We start from the raw sequence: 18,403 nt of genomic DNA, 5'->3' as shown, positions 1-18,403 counted from the left end.
CCACTCAGGAGCCGCCCATGCAGACCGATTTCCAAGACATCCGCGACGGCATCCGCGCGCTCTGTGCGCAATTCCCCGACGAATACCACCGCAAGGTCGACGAAGACCGCGCCTACCCCGAAGCCTTCGTTGACGCGCTGACCCGCGAGGGCTGGATGGCGGCGCTGATCCCCGAGGAATACGGCGGCTCTGGCCTTGGGCTGCTCGAAGCGTCGGTCATCATGGAGGAAATCAACCGCGCGGGTGGCAATTCGGGCGCGTGCCACGGGCAGATGTACAATATGAACACGCTGGTGCGGCACGGCTCCGACGAACAGCGCGCCCGCATCCTCCCCAAGCTGGCCAGCGGCGAGCTGCGCCTGCAATCCATGGGCGTGACAGAGCCGACCACCGGCACCGACACCACGCAGCTGAAAACCACCGCCGTCAAACGCGGCGACAAATACGTCATCAACGGGCAAAAGGTCTGGATCAGCCGGGTGCAGCATTCCGACCTGATGATCCTGCTGGCGCGGACGACGCCCTTGGCCGAGTGCACCAAGAAATCCGAGGGGCTGTCGATCTTTCTGGTGGACATCAAGGAGGCGATGCAAAGCGGCATGACCGTCAAGCCCATCGCCAATATGGTCAACCACGAGACCAACGAGCTGTTCTTTGACAACCTTGAAATCCCGCAGGAAAACCTGATCGGCGAAGAGGGCAAGGGCTTTAAATACATCCTGACGGGGCTGAACGCCGAGCGCGCCTTGATCGCCGCCGAGTGCATTGGCGACGGCTATTGGTTCACCGACAAGGTGACGGCTTATGTGTCCGAACGCGAGGTCTTTGGCCGCCCCATCGGGCAGAACCAGGGCGTGCAGTTCCCCATCGCCGAAGCCTATATCGAGGTGCGCGCCGCCGATCTCATGCGCTACGAGGCGTGCCGCCTGTATGACGCGGGCCAGCCCTGCGGCGCCGAGGCGAACATGGCCAAGATGCTGGCGGCCAAGGCCAGCTGGGAAGCGGCCAACGCCTGTTTGCAGTTCCACGGTGGCTTCGGCTTTGCCTGCGAATACGACGTGGAACGCAAGTTCCGCGAGACGCGCCTGTACCAAGTCGCGCCGATCTCGACCAACCTGATCCTGTCCTACGTCGCCGAGCATGTGCTCGGGATGCCGAGGTCGTTCTGATGAAGGCTTTGGAGGGGCTGACGGTCATTGCCGTGGAACAGGCGGTCGCCGCGCCGTTTTGCAGCGCAAGGTTGGCGGACGCGGGCGCGCGGGTGGTCAAGATCGAACGCCCCGAGGGGGACTTCGCCCGTGGCTATGACGCGGTGGCGCAGGGGCAATCAAGCTATTTCGTCTGGCTGAACCGGGGCAAGGAAACCGTGACGCTGGATCTGTCTGCCGAGGCGGGCAAGGCGGCTTTGGCCGCGTTGCTCGAAGAGGCCGACGTGCTGATCCAGAACCTCAAACCGGGCGCTTTGGCCAAGCTGGGGTTCGATCCGGCAGAGCTGCGCAAGGCCAATCCGCGCCTCATCACCTGCTCGATTTCCGGCTATGGGACGGCGGGGCCGATGGCCGACCGCAAAGCCTATGATCTGCTGATTCAGGCGGAATCGGGTCTATGTTCGATCACCGGCGGGCCGTCCGAACCGTCGCGCGTTGGCGTTTCCGTCGTGGACATCGCCACCGGGGCCACCGCCCACGCCGCCATCCTCGAGGCGCTCATTCGCCGGGGCATCACCGGGCAGGGCGCGGACATCACCGTGTCGATGTTCGACGTGATCGCCGAGTGGCTTACCGTGCCGCTGCTGGGCCACGAAGGCGGGCAGACGCCGCGCCGTGTCGGTCTCGCCCATCCGTCGATTGCGCCCTATGGCGTGTTCACCACGCAGGACGGCGCGCAGGTCTTGATCTCTATTCAGAGCGACCGCGAATGGCGGGTGCTGGCGCGGGACTTCATCGGGGATGAAGCGCTTGGCACCGATCCCGAGTTTGCCACCAACCTCGCGCGCGTGGAAAACCGAGACCGCACCGATGCGCGGGTGGGCGAGGCCTTTGCGCGGCTCAGCCTGCAACAGGCGACGGGTGCGCTGGCCAAGGCCAACATCGCCTTTGCCACCGTCAACGACATGGCGGGTCTCAGCGCGCATCCGCACCTGCGCCGCGTCACGGTCGACAGCCCGAACGGCCCGGTCAGCTTCCCCGCGCCGGGGGCGATTTTCGACGGGTCAGAGCCTGAATTCGGGCCGGTGCCCGCGCTGAAACCGCTTTAACGCGCCGCCCACGCTTGCGGCGTCAGCACAGCGCCAAGGACCATGTCACAGACGCCCGCGCGCAGGCGGTCCTGCCCTTCGGGGGTGTTCACCTCTGCGCCGTATTGGCTGGCGAACGTCGCGCGGTTGGACACGTTGTAAAAGCTCAGCGCCGAGATCTTCCAATGCAGATCCAGCGCGGTGATTCCGGGGCGAAAGACACCCGCCGCGACGCCGCGCGCCAGCAAAGCGTCCAGCCGGTCGATCCCCGGCTTGTTGGTCTGCCGGATCACCTCGGAGCGGGCGATAAACGCCGCGTTGTGGATGTTCTCGATCATCACCAGCCGCACGAACTCGGGGTTCTGGGCGTGGTGGTCAAAGGTGTAGCTGACCAGCCGTTCCAGCGCCTCGATGGGCGGCAGGGTGTCCAAAGGCAGCTCGGCCTCGCCAGCGCGCACGGTGCGATAGGCGGCTTCGAGCACGCGCAGGTACAGCCCCTCTTTGTCGCCAAAGTAGTAATAGATCATCCGCTTGGAGGTGTTGGTGCGCTCGGCGATGTCCTCGATCCGCGCACCGGACAGCCCCTTGGCGGCGAATTCGGCATGGGCGACGGCCAAGATGTTGCGCTTGACGCCCTCGGGGTCGCGCTTGCGGCGGGGCGTCTCAGCCGCCATGCGGCAGCGCGGCTTGCAGCGCCTCCAGCTCGTCCAGCAGGCGGCTCAGCCGCTCGGCGCCGTAGCGCTCTTCGATCTGGTCATAGATCTTGCGGCTTTGCGGCGTGATCCCGGCGATAAAGGTCTTGCCCGCCTCGGTCAGGTCGATGATCCAGCGGCGGCGGTCCTGCGGGTCGCGCCCGGTGGTGATCAGCCCGCGCGCCTCCAGCGCCTTGAGCATCCGCGTCAGCGACGGCGCAAGGATGCAGGCCCGCTGCGCGAGGTGCGAGGCATCGGTGACGCCCGCCTCTTGCAGGACACGCAGCACCCGCCATTGCTGTTCGGTGATGTCATGGGCGCTGAGCATGGGCCGGAACTGATCCATCACCGCTTCGCGGGCGCGCAGCAGCGAGATGGGCAAGGTGCGCCCCGTCTCGGCCAGACTGGCCGGGCTGCGGTGTTTTTGATCGGTCATGGGTGTCTCCGGCTTTGGGGATGTTTCCCGCATGTGGGTGGTTTTGACAACCCCGCGCGGCGGCGGGGCGCGAATGCCACAGCGTTACGCGAAAGAAACGGGCAGACTTGCGGGCTTGGGCCGGGCGGGGTCTGATCCGGGCGGGGCGCAAAGGAGTGACAGATGAAGCGGATCATCATGGATCTGGACGGCACGTTGACGGTGCCGGGGACGGGGGACTACGCCTCGGTGCAGCCGAACCTAGACGTGGTGGCGCAGCTGCGCGTTTACCGAGAGATGGGCTTCGAGATCGTCATCCACACCGCCCGCAACATGCGCACGCATCAAAGCAACGTGGGCAAGATCACCGCCCACACGGTGCCGGTGATCCTTGAATGGCTGGCCAAGCACGACATTCCCTATGACGAGATTTTCGTCGGCAAGCCGTGGTGCGGGACGGATGGGTTCTATGTGGACGACCGCGCTTTGCGGCCTGACGAGTTTGCGTCGCTCTCGCCCGAGGAAGTCCGCGCGCTGCTCAAGATGGACTAGCGCCTAGCGCGCCCAGATCATCCAGGCGTCAAGCTCGGTCACGCGTTCAAAGTGCGCCTCGATGTAGGGCTGATAGATCTGCCAGAGCGCCTCGCCGCTGCCTTCGCCCACCGCGACGGCGATGAAATCCACGCCGTCGAACATCTCTTCCGCCGGGATGTAGCTGTCCGCCGAGAAGGACCGCCCCTCGTGCAGCCAGATCGGCGCGCGTTTGGGGGACGGTTTGCCCAGCAGCATCGGGAAGGGGTTGGAAAAGTTCAGCGCCAGCGTGGTCCCGGTCTGCGGCAGCCCCGCGCCAAGGGTGTCAAGCGCCTGATAGGCTTCGATCATCCGGGTGTAGTCCTGCGCCGGACCGGACGTCGGGTCAAAGCGCCAGCGTTCGTGCAGCAGGAAATCCGCCTGCGGTGTGCCCGCCAAGGCCGGATCGGGGGCAAAGCGCTGCGCCTGCACCACCTGCGCCAGCACCGTGCCGCCGTCGCGGATCGGGTAGAGCATCGACAAGGCCACGCACAGCCCGGCCAGCCCGGCCCAAAGGGGCGTCGGCATCTCGGGGCTGTCGTCTTCGGAGTGCAAAAGGCTGGTCCATTCGGCGGCGATGATCGGCAGCGCGGCGTAGATCGCGCTTTCGCTGAGCCAGTGGTTCTGCATCAGGATCGCACATCCCATGGCCGCCGCGACCACCAGCAGCAGCACCGCGCGCAGGCGCATGGCTTGGCCCGTCGCGCCGCACAGCGCCGCGTATAGCAAGATCGCGCCCCCGGCCCACAGCGCCGCTTCGCCCAGTTGCTGCACCAGTTGGATGGGGCGCAGCCCGTTCGCCTCGAGCGCCGCAACGCTGCGCAGATCGCCCAAGTAAGGCGCGATTTGCCCGGTCATGGCGTCCGCTGCGGCCAAGGCCCCCGCCAGCCCGGTGACAAGGATCACCAAGTGCCACAGGGTCAGCGTCCGCAGGATCACCGCGATGACCACCAGCCCCAGCAGCGCCGCGCCGTAGGTGATCTTCAGCAGCAGCAGCCCCGCGATCCCTGCGCCGATCAGCGCCGCGCCGATCACGCCCCGACCCTTGGCAGGCAGGCACAGCGCGACGGTTAGAACAACGGCAAGGCCAGAGGCCCAGCGGTTATAGGGCGCAAGCCAGCTCATGGAGGTCTGCGCGATGAGCGTGTCGGCTTCGCGCGGGCTGACCACCGTGGCCACCGCCAACAGCAAGACCATCCCCAAAGCCGCGAGGCTGACCTGCCGCCAGAGGATCGCGACCCCGAGGATCATCACACCCAAGGCCATCAAAGCGCTCGCCAGTGGCACCGTCGTCGCGGTCAAAGGCCGCAAGGCCAGAGCGGCGCGGAACACCCAGTCATACATAGGCCCGATGGGCGAGACGTAGTCGCTGCTCGACGAGAGGCCAGACGCCGCCTTGTTCGCCCCCTCGAAGGCGGTCCAGAGGTCGCCCAGATAGGTCTCGTGGTCGAAGATCAGCAGAGGCATCAGCCAGCTTGCGGCGATCAGCAGCGCCGCCCCGACCAAGCCCGCCATCCCGATCAACGGCGCGCCATTGCGCGGCCCGCCGGACAAAGCCAAGGCCCCGAACCCGGCGAAGAGAATCGCCAAGGCGTATGTGGACAGCAGGATCACTTGGCCAGCGCCCGCGCCGAGGGCGGCGGGTTCGCGATGAAATCGTCCAGTTGGTCGGGCGTGCCCAGCATCCCCACATCCTCAAAGGCCAGTTGGCTGATCCTCACATCGGCCCCGTCTTGGATCAACTGGTTATACAGCGGCGCGATGTAGCGCTCGCCCTTTTCCTCGCCACCTGTGGCAAAGTAGCGTTCGTAGGCATCGCGGTACGCCCCAACGCAGTCGAACCAGTACAGCCCTACGGTGGCATGATCCGAGATGCGGACCTTTTCGCGCAGCTCGACCACGCGGCCCGCGTCATCCAGCCGGGCAAAGGACCAGCCTTCTCCGGGTCCGGGAAAGCAGGGGATCTGCCCTGCGCCGCGGGTCGGCGGGGTCATGGCGCCGGGGGTCACATAGGTGTCGATGTTGAACACCGCCATGGGGACATCGTCCGGCGCGGTCTCCAGCAGCATGAGCGCGGTGGTGGCCTGCCCGTCGGTGAGCCCGTCGATCTCGATGATCTCGCCCACCTCGATGCCCAGCACGGCGCAGCGTTTGCGGATATACTCCGGCGCACCGGTCCCTTTGCGCACGGCGAACCAAAAGGCATAGCCCGCGTCGCGATAGGCCTGCATAGCCATCATCGACCAGTCGAACAGCGGACGGCCCAAGGCTTCGATTTCGTATTTCGGCACGGTGTAGCCTGCCGATGTAAAGCGGCTGCCCATGCCCGCCATGGTGATCGCGGCGATGCCCTTCATTCCAGATCCTCCAGGATACGGCCCGCGATCAACGCAAAGCCCAGCAGTTTATCGGGGTGGTCGCTGTGCAGCGGCAGCATCGACAGGAACAGCGACAGCTCGATGGCGCGCACGTCCTTGATGTCGTACCCGACCTTGTCCACATGCGCGCGGAAGGCGCTTCCGGCCCAATCCGGCGGGCCTTGGGTCGTCCAGTCCAGCCGCAGTTTCAGGTCGCGGTCCAGACAGGCGCGGTGCAGCCCGTTGTTGACGAAGTCATAGCCACCAAGGACCGAGTGGCTGATCTTGGCCAGATCGTACAGAGGGTGCATCAGCGCATCGTCAAAGGCGACAGCCCCGCGTGGGTCGATCAAGCGCATGAGGCCAATCCGCCGATCATACAGCACGTTGGAAAAGCACGGATCGCCGTGGGAAAACACCTGCGGCAAGTGCTGCGTCCGCTGCAAGGCGCGCCCGATCAGCGGCACGGCGCGCGCCATCATCTGCGGCAGGTCGCCTTGGGGGCCGGAGGCCGCCAGCAGGGCGTTCAAGCTTTGGCCCTGCGGCAGGGTCAGGAACCGCTCCATCCGCGTGGTCAGCTTGTCCAGGATCTGCGCGCGGGCCATGTCTGGGGCGGGCTGCGCGGCGGGGCGGGTGCCGAGAAAGTCGAACATCTGCGCCAGCAGCGCGTCGAAATCGGCGGGGGTAAAGGCGTGGTGCACCCATTGCAGGGCGGCGTCGGGGATGGCCAGATGCTCCATCTGGTAACCGGCCTGATCGCCCTTTTCCCAGAAGCCGAACGTTGGCAGCAGAAAGCGTTTCAGCTCGGGCGGGGCGACGTGGAAATAGCCGTGCTCGGCGCGCATCTTGGCCACATCGGCGGATTGCTTGTGAAAGACGGTGCCGTCGAGGTGCGCGGCGTTGAACTGGCGCAGCTCGGTCGCGCCGGAAAGGTAGTACATCAGCCCGCGCGACTGGCGAATGTCGATGAATTGCGCGTGGTCGGTGATGCTGGCCTGCGCGTCGCGCATCCCCAGCAGAATGGCGCGGCGAGCCTCTGGCGTGGGGGCGGTCAGCACGGCGATGGCATCGGGGCCGGTCAGGACGGCGGCGGCCTCATCGTCGCGCAACTGGCTGGCGAGCATGGTGCCCAGCGCGTAACGCGCCTTTTGGATCAAGACGCGCAAGGGCTCGGCCTGCGTGGGCGGCAGGCACAGCGGCAGACGCAGGTATAGCACCCCTTCGCCCGCGTCGCGGATGCGCGCGACCAAGGCGTCGCGCTGCTCGTCATCGCTTAGATGCACCACCGCCTCGGCCCCGGCGTCCTGCGCGAGGTCCGTCAGCTCGGCCCGCATGGTGCGGCGACGGCGCAGGATGTCGGAAAAGCGCACCTCGCCCAAGGCTGCGCGCACCGATGCGCTGGGCGGGGTGCGGTCATCAAGGATCACGATCAGCTCAGTCGACATGGGTGAAACGTCCTTTTTCAGCGCGGCGAAAGCGCAAGGGTTCCGCAGGGATACGCGGCTGATAGCGCCAGAGGGCCAGCGGCCAGACCGCGACCAGCGCCAGCACGCCCAGCGCCATCCAGACGGTCGTCGGCCCCGCGCCGCCCGCGCTAAAGATGCCCTCGACGATCAGCCGCAGCCCCGGCGCGCCGGACAGCAGAGCCGTGGCCGCGCCGACTTCGAGCAGCCAGATCAGCAAGGACAGCACCAGCAGCACGCCGCCTTGGTCGCGCAACATCCCCGCGCCGTCGCGGGTCAGCCAGCGCATCATGTCGATATGCGGCAGAACGCGCAGCACGCGCGGGTCACGGTGATGCACCACCATATAGCGTTGCAACGAGGCAAAGATGCTGGGACCAAGGACAAAGACCACAACCGCCGTGATGACCGCCAAAGAGGTGATCGCCGCCAGTGCAATCGCTGCCGTCCCCAGCGTGCCGTAAGTCAGGTAGGCAATCGCCAAGAGCAGCAGCAACATGGCCCCGTCGAACAGCCTTTCCAGCAAGATCACCAGAACCGCGCCGGACAGGCTTTGGCCGAGGTACCACAGTTGATGCAGACGCAGCGCTTCGCCCAGTTTGAAGGGAATGACCAACGCGGCGGGGCTGGTGATGAAATGCAGCAAGGCGGACGAGCGCCCCGAGATCGCCAAGAGCCGCGACGCCAGCACCGCCAGCCGCACCGCCCGCACCCCATGCGCCAGCAGGTACAGCGCCGCAGCCCCCAGCAAAGCGCCCAGCGGCCAGCCTGCGAAAACGTCAGGCACCAAAGGCAACACCCACAGCACCGCCGCCCCCAGCGACAGCGCCAGCACCGCGATATGCGCGGCGCGCCTTATGCCGGTGCGCGTGCTCACACCACCCGCGTGCTTGGGTAGGCGTCGCGCGCGGTCGCCCGGTGATCATTCGCGAAAAACGCCTTGGGGCGATACATGCGGAACAGGATGATCCGCAGCAACTGGATGCCCATGCGCGAGAGTTTGGCGTTGCTCACCTGATCGTCCTCGCGCCACGTCAGCGGAAAGAACCGCAAGCGGCACCCGCGCCGCACAACGCCGAGGATCAGGTAGTAGTTGAACGTCAGGTCGTCGGCGTATTTCAGATGCCAATCGCCGTCAAAGGCACTGACCCGAAACAGGTTCAGCCCCGAGCCAAGGTCATAGAGCCTCCGCCCGCTGATGAACGAGAAAATCAGGTTGAACACCTCGTTCGCGGCGGTGCGCAGGGTCGAATAGCCTTCTAGACGCGAGCCCTTCATGAACCGTGCGCCCATAAAGAAATCAAGGTCCAGCTGCTTGGACGCTTTCAGGTGCGGGACGATATCGGCGATGTCGCCTTGGTCGTCGCCATGCAGCACGATCAGGAAATCGTACCCCTGTTCGCGCGCATAGTTGATCGCCACCTTATGCGAGCCGCCCAGCCCATAGTTGTCGTCATTGTGCAGCAAAGCGGTGTCGAGCGGCAGCTTGGCCAGCCCTTCGGCGGCGGCCTGCCGCGTGGTATCGGGTGAGCGGTTGTCGACCACCACCACGCCGTCGATGACCTCTTGGACCTCGGGGGAGTCAAGCTGGCGCAACACGCGGGTGATCTGCGGCGCGCAGTTGTAGGCGGGAATAAAGACGAGGATACGGCTCATGGCTTTAGTCTCGTTTGCGCGATTCCAGCAGGAATCGCATGAACAGGAAATTGCCGACCATGGAAATCGGCGTCAGCAGGATTTTCGCGCCAAGGCCGGCAAAGGTCTGAGGCCGCAGGGCGGTGTCCGGCACGATATGGATCAGCCACGTGCTGCCATAGGCGATCAAGGCCGACGACCCGGCAATCGCGCAGGCGTGCCACAGCCAGTAAAAGCTGAGCAGCGTGGCGTGCGACTGCGGGCGCGACTTTTCAAAGATTTTGAAGCCCGCGATGAAATACACCAAGGTCACGCCGCAGAACGCGCCGACGAGGTTGGCGTAGAACACCGGGCTGCCCAGTTGGACCAGCGTGCCCATGACGCAAAAGTCCAAAACCCAGCCCATGCCGGACACAAGCGTGAACCCGGTAAAGCGCCCAAGGACGCGGCCAAAGCGTGAAGTGCTGAAATCGGTCATAACCGCGGTTTTGCGGGCAAATGCCGGGGTTTGGTAGGAAAATCTGCGCATTAATCGTAATCATCCGCGCGGGGCGGCTTTGAGGAAACAGGGCGTTAACCATACTCTGCCCGGTAATTGCGCCAATTTTGAGGCTTTGTTTCCCGAAATGCGCAGCTTAGGGTTGCAATTGCCTTGCGAGCTTCACGCGGCTGTCCCAAAAACCCGCTAACACCCCCGTGCCGGTCTGGGTATAGTCACCCTGACCGCTGGGGGAAGGGAGGCCTCTTGCTGGATTACTCGCACAACGGATTCTACGCGCTGGCGTCTTTGGCGATTGCGCTGATCGCCGCCTTTTCGGGGCTGACCCTGACGCAGGGCGCCTCTGGGATGCGCGCGCCGGTGCGCAAAGTTGTGGTCTCGGTCTCGGCGGTGATCCTTGGGTGGGGCATCTGGTCAATGCACTTTGTTGCGATGCTGGGGCTGGACCTGCCGATCGCGTTTTATTTCGACCCGCTGGTGACGCTGATTTCCGCGCTGACGGTGATCTTGCTCATGGGGCTGGCGCTGTTGATCGTGCATTTCGGCACGCGCACGCGGGGGCGGATCATCCTGGCCGGGGGTATTGTCGGGGTGGCGATCCCGGTGATGCACTACATCGGCATGTCGGGGATGGAGCTGTGCTCGCCCGTTTATAGCCCGCTGGGGGTTGTGGTGGCCTTGGCTTTGTCCATTGCCTTTAGCGTGGCGGCGTTCCTGATCAGCTATCGGCAGCGCACGCGGCGCGACTTGCTGCTGGGGACGCTGGCCTTTGGCGCGGCGGTTTTCGCGGTGCATTTCATCGCCATGGCGGGGACGGGTTTTGTCGCCGATCCCGACCCCGAAACCATCGTGCCCTTGATGAGCAAGGGCGTGCTGGCCTTTGGCGTCACCATCTCGGCCTTTGTGCTTTCGGGGGCGTTCTTGCTGTCGGGGGCGACCTTTGCCACGCGGCTGGATCGCTCTGCGCCCGAAGCCGCGCCAGAGCCCGCGCCGGTTCCGGAGCCCGCGCCATCCCCCGGCCTGCGCCTGCCTTACGAATCCGACTCCCGCACGCATTTCATCGACGCCGAGGCGGTCTCTGCCATTCGCGCCGAGGGGCATTACACCATCCTCTACGCCGGGGCCGAGCGGCTGTTTTGCCCGTGGTCGATCTCCGAGGCGGACAAGCGCATCCCCAAGCCGCTCTTTTTGCGCACCCATCGCAGCTATCTGGTGAACCGCGACCACGTCACCAGCTTTGAGCGGCGCAAGGACAACGGTGTGTGTTATTTCGAGAACACCGCCAGCCTGCCCAAAGCCCCGGTCAGCCGCTCGCGCCTGCGCGATGTGCGCGAGGCGCTGGGGATGTAACCGGCGGGCAAACCAACTCCCCCTTAGATTGCGCTGAAACTTCGTGCAACGCGTGAAGGTAGCGCGCGCCGCCTATGCGCATTTCGTGCAGCTCATTCGCATTTCGTGAAATGCGCCAAGCATATCAGGAGGAATCCCTCGCCACGCCGCTGCCGTAACCGCTCACATGGGGGCCGATGACGTCCATATTGGGAGGTGAGGGATGATCCCCGCAGGTTTCGACTATCACAGGCCAGACAGCGTGCAGGCCGCGCTGTCCATCTTGACCGAACACGGCGACGAGGCGCGCGTGGTGGCGGGCGGGCACAGCCTGATCCCCATGATGAAGCTGCGCATGGCCGAGGTGCCGCACCTGATCGACCTTCAGGCGATTGCCGAGCTCAAGGGCATCTGCATCGACGGGGACACGGTGACCATCGGCGCGATGACCACCCAGCACGAGCTGATCACCGACGACGCGCTGGCCGATTTTGCGCCGATAATGCGCGAGGCCGCTTTGCAGATCGCCGACCCGCAGGTGCGCTACATGGGCACCGTCGGCGGCAACGTGGCGAACGGCGATCCGGGCAACGATATGCCGGGCTTGATGCAGGCTTTGGACGCGGTGTTCACTCTTGTCGGGCCGAATGGCACCCGAGAGGTCGCAGCGCGCGATTTCTTTGAGGCGGCTTATATGACCGCCCGCGAGGACGATGAAATCCTGACCGCGATCCGCTTTCAGTGCCCCATCGGCGGGCAGGCCTATGAAAAGCAAAAGCGCAAGATCGGTGACTATGCCACCGCCGCCGCCGCCGTGATCCTCACCAAAGAGGGCGGCGCTTGCACCGGTGCCTCCATCGCCATGACCAACCTCAGCGACACGCCGGTGCAATGTCTGGCCTCTGCCGAGGCGCTGGTGGGCTCTGCCTGTAATGGCGAGGCGCTGGACAAAGCCGTGACCGAGATGCTGGCCGTCATCGACCCGGGCGAGGACAACCGCGGCCCCGTCGAGTTCAAGAAACATGTGGCCGGGGTGATCCTGCGGCGCGCGATTGCCCGCGCGTGGGACCGGGGCTGAGGGAGGAAAGCCAATGGCGAAACAAATCATCACGCTGACCGTCAACGGGGAAACCCACGAAGTCGCCGCCGAGCCGCGCGAGCTGCTGGTCTATGTCCTGCGCGAACGTCTGCGCATCACCGGCCCGCATGTGGGCTGCGAAACCTCGCATTGTGGCGCTTGCACCGTCGATATGAACGGCAAATCGGTGAAATCCTGCACCGTTCTGGCCGCGCAGGCGGACGGGGCCGAGATCACCACGATTGAGGGCCTCGGCAACCCCGACGGGCTGCATGTGCTTCAGGAAATGTTCCGAGAGCATCACGGGCTTCAGTGCGGCTTTTGCACGCCGGGGATGATTACCCGCGCGCATCGCCTGCTTCAGGAAAACCCGAACCCCACCGAGGAAGAGGTGCGCTTTGGCATGGCGGGGAACCTGTGTCGCTGCACCGGCTATCAGAACATCGTGAAATCCATTCTGGCCGCCGCTGACCAGATGAATGGCAACACGTCCTCAAGTAGCGAAGCGGTAGGACACTCGAACATGGAGGCTGCGGAATGAAGGACATTGACGAACGCGAAGAACGCCGCGAAGCGCTCAAAGGTCTGGGCTGCTCGCGCAAGCGGGTCGAGGATGCGCGCTTTACCCAAGGCAAGGGCAACTACGTCGACGACATCAACCTGCCGGGGATGCTGCACGGCGATTTTGTCCGCTCTCCCTATGCGCACGCCCGTATTGTCAGTATCAACACTGAGGCCGCGATGGCTTTGCCCGGTGTGATCGCCGTCTTGACCGCCAAGGATCTGGAACCGCTGGGCCTGCACTGGATGCCGACCCTTGCGGGGGACAAGCAGATGGTCTTGGCGGATGGCAAGGTCTTGTTCCAGGGGCAGGAAGTCGCCTTTGTCGTCGCCAAGGACCGCTATATCGCCGCCGACGCGGTGGAACTGGTCGAGGTGGAATACGAAGACCTGGCGGTGCTCGTTGACCCCTTTGAGGCGCTGCAATCCGACGTGGTTCTGCGCGAGGACATCAAGGACGAAACCGAGGGCGCACATGGCGCGCGCACCCATCACAACCACATCTTCACCTGGACCGAAGGCGACAAGGACGCCACCCATCAGGCGATTGACGAAGCCGAGGTGGTGGCCGAGGAGATGGTCTATTACCACCGCACGCACCCCTGCCCGCTGGAACCCTGCGGCAGCGTGGCGAGCATGGACAAGGTCAATGGCAAGTTGACCCTTTGGGGGACGTTCCAAGCGCCGCATGTGGTGCGCACGGTCGCCTCGATCCTGTCCGGCATCGAAGAGCACAATATCCGCGTGATCAGCCCCGATATTGGCGGCGGGTTTGGCAACAAGGTCGGCGTCTACCCCGGTTATGTCTGCTCCATCGTGGCGTCCATCGTGACCGGCGTGCCGGTGAAATGGGTCGAAGACCGGATGGAAAACCTGATGGCGACGGCCTTTGCCCGCGATTACTGGATGAAGGGGCGCATCTCCGCCACCAAAGAGGGCAAGATCACCGGGCTGGACGTGCATGTGACCGCCGACCACGGGGCCTTTGACGCCTGCGCCGATCCGACCAAGTTCCCGGCGGGCTTTTTCCACATCGTGACCGGGTCTTATGACATCCCGGTGGCGCATGTGCAGGTCGACGGGGTCTATACCAACAAGGCACCGGGGGGGCGTGGCGTATCGCTGTTCCTTCCGCGTGACCGAGGCCGCCTATTGCATCGAACGGATGATCGAGGTCTTGGCTATCGAGCTGGGGATGGACGCGGCAGAGCTGCGGCGCATCAACTTTATCAACAAGGACCAGTTCCCCTATCAGTCGGCCTTGGGCTGGGAGTATGATAGCGGCGATTACCACACCGCGTGGGACAAGGCGCTGGCGACCGTGGGCTATGACGCGCTGCGCGCCGAGCAAGCGCAGATGGTCGAAGACTTCAAGGCTGGCAAGACGCGCAAGCTGATGGGGATCGGGCTGTGCCACTTTACCGAGATTGTCGGGGCGGGGCCGGTGAAGAACTGCGATATCCTTGGGATGGGCATGTTCGACAGTTGCGAAATCCGCATCCACCCTACCGGGTCGGCGATTGCGCGGCTGGGGACGATTTCGCAAGGTCAGGGTCACGCGACCACCTTTGCGCAGATCCTGGCGTCTGAGATTGGTCTGCCCGCCGACAGCATCACCATTGAAGAAGGCGACACCGACACCGCGCCCTATGGTCTGGGCACCTACGGGTCGCGCTCAACCCCGGTGGCGGGGGCGGCGACGGCCATGGCGGGGCGCAAGATCCGCGCCAAGGCCCAGATGATCGCGGCCTACCTGCTGGAAGTGCATGACGACGACGTCGAATGGGACGTGGATCGGTTTGTGGTCAAAGGCGCGCCGGAGCGGTTCAAGACCATGAAGGACATCGCCTTTGCCGCCTATAACCAAGCGATCCCGGGCGTGGAGCCGGGTCTGGAAGCGGTGAGCTATTATGATCCGCCGAACATGACCTATCCCTTTGGAGCCTATATCGCGGTGACGGATATCGACGTGGATACCGGCGAGTGGAGCATCCGCCAGTTCTATGCGCTGGACGATTGCGGCACGCGGATCAACCCGATGGTGATCGAAGGTCAGGTCCATGGCGGCGTCACCGAAGGGCTGGCCATCGCCATGGGGCAAGAGATTGCCTACGACGAGATGGGCAACTGCAAGACCGGGACGCTGATGGACTTCTTCCTGCCGACGGCCTGGGAGACGCCGCATTATGTGACGGACTTCACCGAGACGCCCAGCCCGCACCATCCCATTGGCGCGAAGGGCGTGGGTGAGAGCCCGAATGTTGGCTCTGTCCCGGCGTTCTCGAACGCGGTGCATGATGCCTTCCGGGCGTTTGGGCTGCGGCAGTCGCATATGCCGCATGACCATGCGCGCATCTGGAAGATCGCCAATGGGCTTGGTCTGCATGGGTGATTTCGCCTGACATTGTCAGGCGACCGGCTGGGGGGCGCTGCCCCCCAGACCCCCCGGGATATTTGGAAAGAGAAGAAGATGGGGTTTGTCGAGCTTCAGGAGGGTTTGCGGGCGCAGGGGTATGTGGCTTCGGACGACCTGGCCATGGCCTTGCATCTGGCGGTGCGCCTTGGGCGGCCTTTGTTGCTGGAAGGGGCGGCCGGGGTTGGCAAGACCGAGGTGGCGCGGGTTTTGGCGGCGTGGCGCGGGGCGGAGTTGATCCGTTTGCAGTGTTACGAGGGGCTGGACGCGGCGCAGGCCATTTACGAGTGGAACTATCAGCGGCAGTTGTTGGCGATCCAGGCGGGGAAGTCGGAGGAGGAGATTTTCTCGGCGGCGTATTTGCTGGAGCGGCCTTTGCTGCGGGCGATCCGGCAGGAGCTGGCTCCGGTCTTGTTGATTGATGAGATTGACCGGGCGGATGAGGCTTTTGAGGCCTATTTGCTGGAGGTCTTGTCGGAGTTTCAGATCACCGTGCCGGAGCTCGGGACCATTGCGGCGGTGACGCGGCCCTTGGTGATCCTGACGGCGAATGGCACGCGCGATCTGTCGGATGCGCTGCGGCGGCGGTGTTTGTACGCCTACGTGGAGTACCCGGATCGGCGGACCGAGCTTGCGATCCTGGCGGCGCGTTGTCCGGGGGTCGAAAGCGCGTTGGCTGGGCAGATCGTGAGCTTTGTGCAGGCATTGCGGCGCGAGGAGCTGGAAAAGGCCCCCGGCGTGGCCGAGATGCTGGATTTCGCGGCGGCTTTGGCGGGTTTGGGGATCAATGATTTGACCGAGGACCCTGTGGCGCTGTCGGCGGCGCTTGCGACCTTGCTCAAGACCGAAGGGGACCGCGCGGCGGTGCCGACCGAGGTGGCGCAGCGTTTGGCGGGCAAGGCGGCATGAGCCGGGTGACGCGCTTTGCGGCGCGCGATCCGGGGCCAGCGGCGCGTGTGGCCGGGTTTTTCGGGCATTTGCGCGAGAATGGCTTTGCGCTGGGCGTGGCAGAGGCGGGCGTGGGGATGCGCGCGCTTGGCAGCGTGGTGGCGAGCGATGTCGGGCAGGCGCGGGCAGCGTTGCGCGCGGTGTGCTGTGGCAGCGCCGAAGAGGTCGCGCGCTTTGACGATTTGTTCGACAGCTATTGGCTGGCCGAGGGGCGGGTGCGGTCCCGCGTCATGCCCAGCGACCAGCAGGCGGATGAGACGATGCGGTCGACCCGCAAGGGCGAGGGTGCGCAGGCCGAGGGGGCCGGGCGGATCGAGACGCCCGATGGCAGCGGCGGCGGAGAGGCCGAGGCCGACGGCACCGGCAAGCTGGTCGCCAGCGACATTCGGAACCTGATGAAGAAAGACCTGCGCGATCTGGTTGATCTCGGAGACATTCGCGAGGCCGAGCAGGTGGCCATTCGGCTGGGAAAGGCGCTGCGCGACAGGCGGTCCCGGCGGCGCAAGGCGGCCACGCGCGGGCAGCAGGTGGACTATCGGCGCACGGTCCGGCGGGCCGTGGCGACCGGGGGCGTGCCTATCAGGCTGGCGCGGCGGACGCGCCCGGACCGGCCCGTGCGGATCGTGGCGCTATGCGATGTGTCGGGGTCGATGCTGGTCTATGCCCGCGTGTTCCTTGCCTTTCTGGCGGGGCTGATGCGGGCGGATGAGGCCTCGGACGCCTATCTGTTTCACACCCGCCTCGTGCGGATCACCGAAGCCTTGCGCGACGAAGACCCGATGCGCGCGCTCAATCGCGTGACGCTGCTGGCGCAGGGGATCGGCGGCGGGTCCAGAATCGGCGGGGCGTTGCAGGACTTTGCGCGCGGCTATGCGCGGCGGCTGGTGGATGGGCGATCCGTGGTGGTGATCCTGTCCGACGGCTACGACACCGACCCGCCCGAAGCCTTGGCCGAGGCGCTGGCCCGCCTGCGCAAACGCGGCTGCCGGATTGTCTGGCTGAACCCGCTCAAGGGTTGGCGCGGGTATGAACCTGTGGCGCGCGGGATGGCCGCGGCCTTGCCCTATCTCGACCTGTTCGAGGCGGCGAACACCTTGGGCGATCTGGCGGCGTTAGAAGACAAACTGGGGGCGATATGAGCTATTTCACGACGGAGCGGCGTATGGATCAGATGCTGGCGCAGGAAAGCACCCGGCGACAGGCGCGGGGCGAAGCCTTTGTCATGGCGACGGTGGTGCGGACCATGGCGGCGACCTCGGCGAAACCGGGGGCCAAGGCCTTGGTCGATGCCGAGGGGACCATCGTTGTCGGCTTTCTGGGCGGCGGCTGCGTGCGCGGCGCGGTGGGGCGGGCGGCACGCGACGCCATCCGGCAGGGCCAGCCGCAGCTGCTGTCGATCCGGCCAGAGGAGCTGCTCCAGGCCGAAGGCGTCGCGGCGGGGGATGAACGCGATGGCGTTAAATTTGCCCGCAATGGCTGTCCGTCCAAAGGCGCGCTGGACATCTTTATCGAGCCGGTCCTGCCCAAGGATCGCCTGATCATCTGCGGCGCGGGGCCGGTGGCGCAGGCCTTGGCCGCATTGGCCGAGCGCTTTGATTTCGAACGGATCGTTTGCGTCAAGGACACGCCCCCCGAAAGCCTGCCGGTGGTGGACCACGTCGAGATCGGCTTTGACGACGGCCCGCATTGGCAGGGCGCGCCCTTCGTGGTGGTGGCGACGCAGGGCGCGGGGGATGCGCTGGCGCTGGCCCGTGCGCTGGACTCGGGCGCGCGGCACATCGCCTTTGTCGGCTCTCGCCGCAAGTTCGCCAACCTGTCCGAGAAACTGATGGCGCAGGGGATCGCCCCCGAGGCGCTGGCCCGCGTTCAGGCCCCCGCAGGCGTCGATATCCACGCCATCACGCCCGACGAAATCGCCCTGTCGATTCTGGCGGACCTGATCCGGCTGCGGCGGGAGGGCGCGCGATGATCGCCCTTTTGCGCCGCCTCTGGCCAAAACGCCTAACCGATGAGCAGGCCCAGGTGCTCGCCTCGATCAAGTTTCCCTGCTGCTGATCCCGCCCCCATCAGGGCAAATCCCCCAAAAATCCGGACATTTTCCCTTTTTCGGGAATGGGCGCTGTGTCATCCTGTCTGCAACATGTCGCCGCGATGTTGCGCGCTTCGTTGACAATCGCGGCGCAGGGGGCAAAGACGGTGCCAAAACC

The 18,403-nt window shown here is 65.1% G+C and carries 17 protein-coding genes and 1 pseudogene; 10 read left to right on the top strand and 8 right to left on the bottom strand.

The window, feature by feature from the left end:
- The first annotated feature begins 17 nt into the window (after positions 1-17).
- Positions 18-1,169, top strand: coding sequence for an acyl-CoA dehydrogenase family protein (locus tag B9A11_RS08620; RefSeq protein WP_058247991.1), 1,152 nt, complete (start codon positions 18-20; stop codon positions 1,167-1,169).
- Positions 1,169-2,257, top strand: a complete 1,089-nt coding sequence (locus tag B9A11_RS08615; RefSeq protein WP_058247990.1) for a CaiB/BaiF CoA transferase family protein — start codon at positions 1,169-1,171, stop codon at positions 2,255-2,257. Before B9A11_RS08620 ends, B9A11_RS08615 begins: the two co-directional genes overlap by 1 nt.
- Here the strand turns inward: B9A11_RS08615 and B9A11_RS08610 are convergent.
- Both B9A11_RS08610 and hpaR read right to left on the bottom strand, forming a co-directional pair.
- Positions 2,254-2,910 carry a TetR/AcrR family transcriptional regulator gene (locus tag B9A11_RS08610; protein ID WP_058247989.1) on the bottom strand — a complete coding sequence of 219 codons (657 nt, stop codon included), beginning with the start codon at positions 2,908-2,910 and terminating at the stop codon, positions 2,254-2,256. The genes B9A11_RS08615 and B9A11_RS08610 overlap by 4 nt on opposite strands.
- A complete protein-coding gene (gene hpaR, locus B9A11_RS08605; protein WP_143595839.1) occupies positions 2,900-3,364 on the bottom strand; it encodes a homoprotocatechuate degradation operon regulator HpaR in 465 nt (154 codons plus the stop codon). Before hpaR ends, B9A11_RS08610 begins: the two co-directional genes overlap by 11 nt.
- Before the next feature lie 162 nt (positions 3,365-3,526).
- On the opposite strand from hpaR, the gene B9A11_RS08600 reads away from it, so the two are divergent.
- The gene (locus B9A11_RS08600) at positions 3,527-3,895 is read left to right on the top strand and encodes an HAD family hydrolase (RefSeq protein WP_058247987.1); all 369 of its coding nucleotides are present in this window, start codon (positions 3,527-3,529) and stop codon (positions 3,893-3,895) included.
- Between the two features lie 3 nt (positions 3,896-3,898).
- On the opposite strand, the gene B9A11_RS08595 is transcribed toward B9A11_RS08600, so the two are convergent.
- From B9A11_RS08595 to B9A11_RS08570, 6 genes are read right to left on the bottom strand one after another with little or no spacing between them, the layout of a single operon-like run.
- On the bottom strand, positions 3,899-5,527 hold the full coding sequence (locus tag B9A11_RS08595) for a hypothetical protein (RefSeq protein WP_058247986.1): 1,629 nt from the start codon (positions 5,525-5,527) through the stop codon (positions 3,899-3,901).
- Positions 5,524-6,270, bottom strand: coding sequence for a glycosyltransferase family 2 protein (locus tag B9A11_RS08590; protein ID WP_058247985.1), 747 nt, complete (start codon positions 6,268-6,270; stop codon positions 5,524-5,526). The genes B9A11_RS08595 and B9A11_RS08590 overlap by 4 nt, the downstream gene beginning before the upstream one ends.
- Complete coding sequence (locus B9A11_RS08585) at positions 6,267-7,715, bottom strand: hypothetical protein (protein WP_058247984.1); 1,449 nt, start codon at positions 7,713-7,715, stop codon at positions 6,267-6,269. The genes B9A11_RS08590 and B9A11_RS08585 overlap by 4 nt, the downstream gene beginning before the upstream one ends.
- A complete protein-coding gene (locus B9A11_RS08580) occupies positions 7,705-8,610 on the bottom strand; it encodes a lysylphosphatidylglycerol synthase domain-containing protein (protein ID WP_058247983.1) in 906 nt (301 codons plus the stop codon). Before B9A11_RS08580 ends, B9A11_RS08585 begins: the two co-directional genes overlap by 11 nt.
- On the bottom strand, positions 8,607-9,389 hold the full coding sequence (locus B9A11_RS08575) for a glycosyltransferase family 2 protein (protein WP_058247982.1): 783 nt from the start codon (positions 9,387-9,389) through the stop codon (positions 8,607-8,609). Before B9A11_RS08575 ends, B9A11_RS08580 begins: the two co-directional genes overlap by 4 nt.
- 4 nt (positions 9,390-9,393) lie before the next feature.
- Positions 9,394-9,846, bottom strand: coding sequence for a GtrA family protein (locus B9A11_RS08570; RefSeq protein ID WP_159452485.1), 453 nt, complete (start codon positions 9,844-9,846; stop codon positions 9,394-9,396).
- Between the two features lie 267 nt (positions 9,847-10,113).
- Between B9A11_RS08570 and B9A11_RS08565 the strand changes: the two genes are divergently transcribed.
- The 7 genes and pseudogenes from B9A11_RS08565 (at position 10,114) to B9A11_RS08535 (ending at position 18,165) form a co-directional block, all read left to right on the top strand.
- Entirely contained in the window at positions 10,114-11,217 is a 1,104-nt protein-coding gene (locus tag B9A11_RS08565; RefSeq protein WP_058247980.1) for an MHYT domain-containing protein, read from the top strand.
- A gap of 202 nt (positions 11,218-11,419) precedes the next feature.
- Positions 11,420-12,274, top strand: coding sequence for an FAD binding domain-containing protein (locus B9A11_RS08560; protein WP_058247979.1), 855 nt, complete (start codon positions 11,420-11,422; stop codon positions 12,272-12,274).
- Between the two features lie 13 nt (positions 12,275-12,287).
- Entirely contained in the window at positions 12,288-12,815 is a 528-nt protein-coding gene (locus B9A11_RS08555; RefSeq protein WP_058247978.1) for a (2Fe-2S)-binding protein, read from the top strand.
- A pseudogene (locus B9A11_RS08550) lies at positions 12,812-15,227 on the top strand (aerobic carbon-monoxide dehydrogenase large subunit). Before B9A11_RS08555 ends, B9A11_RS08550 begins: the two are co-directional and overlap by 4 nt.
- A 78-nt stretch (positions 15,228-15,305) precedes the next feature.
- Positions 15,306-16,157: an AAA family ATPase gene (locus tag B9A11_RS08545; protein ID WP_058247977.1), complete on the top strand. Its 852-nt coding sequence runs from the start codon at positions 15,306-15,308 to the stop codon at positions 16,155-16,157.
- On the top strand, positions 16,154-17,335 hold the full coding sequence (locus B9A11_RS08540) for a vWA domain-containing protein (protein WP_058247976.1): 1,182 nt from the start codon (positions 16,154-16,156) through the stop codon (positions 17,333-17,335). The genes B9A11_RS08545 and B9A11_RS08540 overlap by 4 nt, the downstream gene beginning before the upstream one ends.
- Complete coding sequence (locus B9A11_RS08535) at positions 17,332-18,165, top strand: XdhC family protein (protein ID WP_234988779.1); 834 nt, start codon at positions 17,332-17,334, stop codon at positions 18,163-18,165. Before B9A11_RS08540 ends, B9A11_RS08535 begins: the two co-directional genes overlap by 4 nt.
- The last annotated feature ends 238 nt before the right edge of the window (positions 18,166-18,403 follow it).

Origin of the sequence: Tropicibacter naphthalenivorans (assembly GCF_900176475.1) — a bacterium.
Taxonomy (GTDB): domain Bacteria; phylum Pseudomonadota; class Alphaproteobacteria; order Rhodobacterales; family Rhodobacteraceae; genus Tropicibacter; species Tropicibacter naphthalenivorans.
Note: the sequence above shows the minus strand (reverse complement) of the source record. Positions and strands in the feature narration are given on the sequence as shown.

What these genes read in the sequence shown, in the direction of transcription:
- B9A11_RS08590 (WP_058247985.1), bottom strand. Translation starts at nt 6,270, where the DNA reads ATGAAGGGCATCGCCGCGATCACCATGGCGGGCATGGGCAGCCGCTTT.
- B9A11_RS08610 (WP_058247989.1), bottom strand. Translation starts at nt 2,910, where the DNA reads ATGGCGGCTGAGACGCCCCGCCGCAAGCGCGACCCCGAGGGCGTCAAG.
- B9A11_RS08535 (WP_234988779.1), top strand. Translation starts at nt 17,332, where the DNA reads ATGAGCTATTTCACGACGGAGCGGCGTATGGATCAGATGCTGGCGCAG.
- B9A11_RS08545 (WP_058247977.1), top strand. Translation starts at nt 15,306, where the DNA reads ATGGGGTTTGTCGAGCTTCAGGAGGGTTTGCGGGCGCAGGGGTATGTG.
- B9A11_RS08540 (WP_058247976.1), top strand. Translation starts at nt 16,154, where the DNA reads ATGAGCCGGGTGACGCGCTTTGCGGCGCGCGATCCGGGGCCAGCGGCG.
- B9A11_RS08555 (WP_058247978.1), top strand. Translation starts at nt 12,288, where the DNA reads ATGGCGAAACAAATCATCACGCTGACCGTCAACGGGGAAACCCACGAA.
- B9A11_RS08600 (WP_058247987.1), top strand. Translation starts at nt 3,527, where the DNA reads ATGAAGCGGATCATCATGGATCTGGACGGCACGTTGACGGTGCCGGGG.
- B9A11_RS08560 (WP_058247979.1), top strand. Translation starts at nt 11,420, where the DNA reads ATGATCCCCGCAGGTTTCGACTATCACAGGCCAGACAGCGTGCAGGCC.
- hpaR (WP_143595839.1), bottom strand. Translation starts at nt 3,364, where the DNA reads ATGACCGATCAAAAACACCGCAGCCCGGCCAGTCTGGCCGAGACGGGG.
- B9A11_RS08575 (WP_058247982.1), bottom strand. Translation starts at nt 9,389, where the DNA reads ATGAGCCGTATCCTCGTCTTTATTCCCGCCTACAACTGCGCGCCGCAG.
- B9A11_RS08570 (WP_159452485.1), bottom strand. Translation starts at nt 9,846, where the DNA reads ATGACCGATTTCAGCACTTCACGCTTTGGCCGCGTCCTTGGGCGCTTT.
- B9A11_RS08585 (WP_058247984.1), bottom strand. Translation starts at nt 7,715, where the DNA reads ATGTCGACTGAGCTGATCGTGATCCTTGATGACCGCACCCCGCCCAGC.
- B9A11_RS08620 (WP_058247991.1), top strand. Translation starts at nt 18, where the DNA reads ATGCAGACCGATTTCCAAGACATCCGCGACGGCATCCGCGCGCTCTGT.
- B9A11_RS08615 (WP_058247990.1), top strand. Translation starts at nt 1,169, where the DNA reads ATGAAGGCTTTGGAGGGGCTGACGGTCATTGCCGTGGAACAGGCGGTC.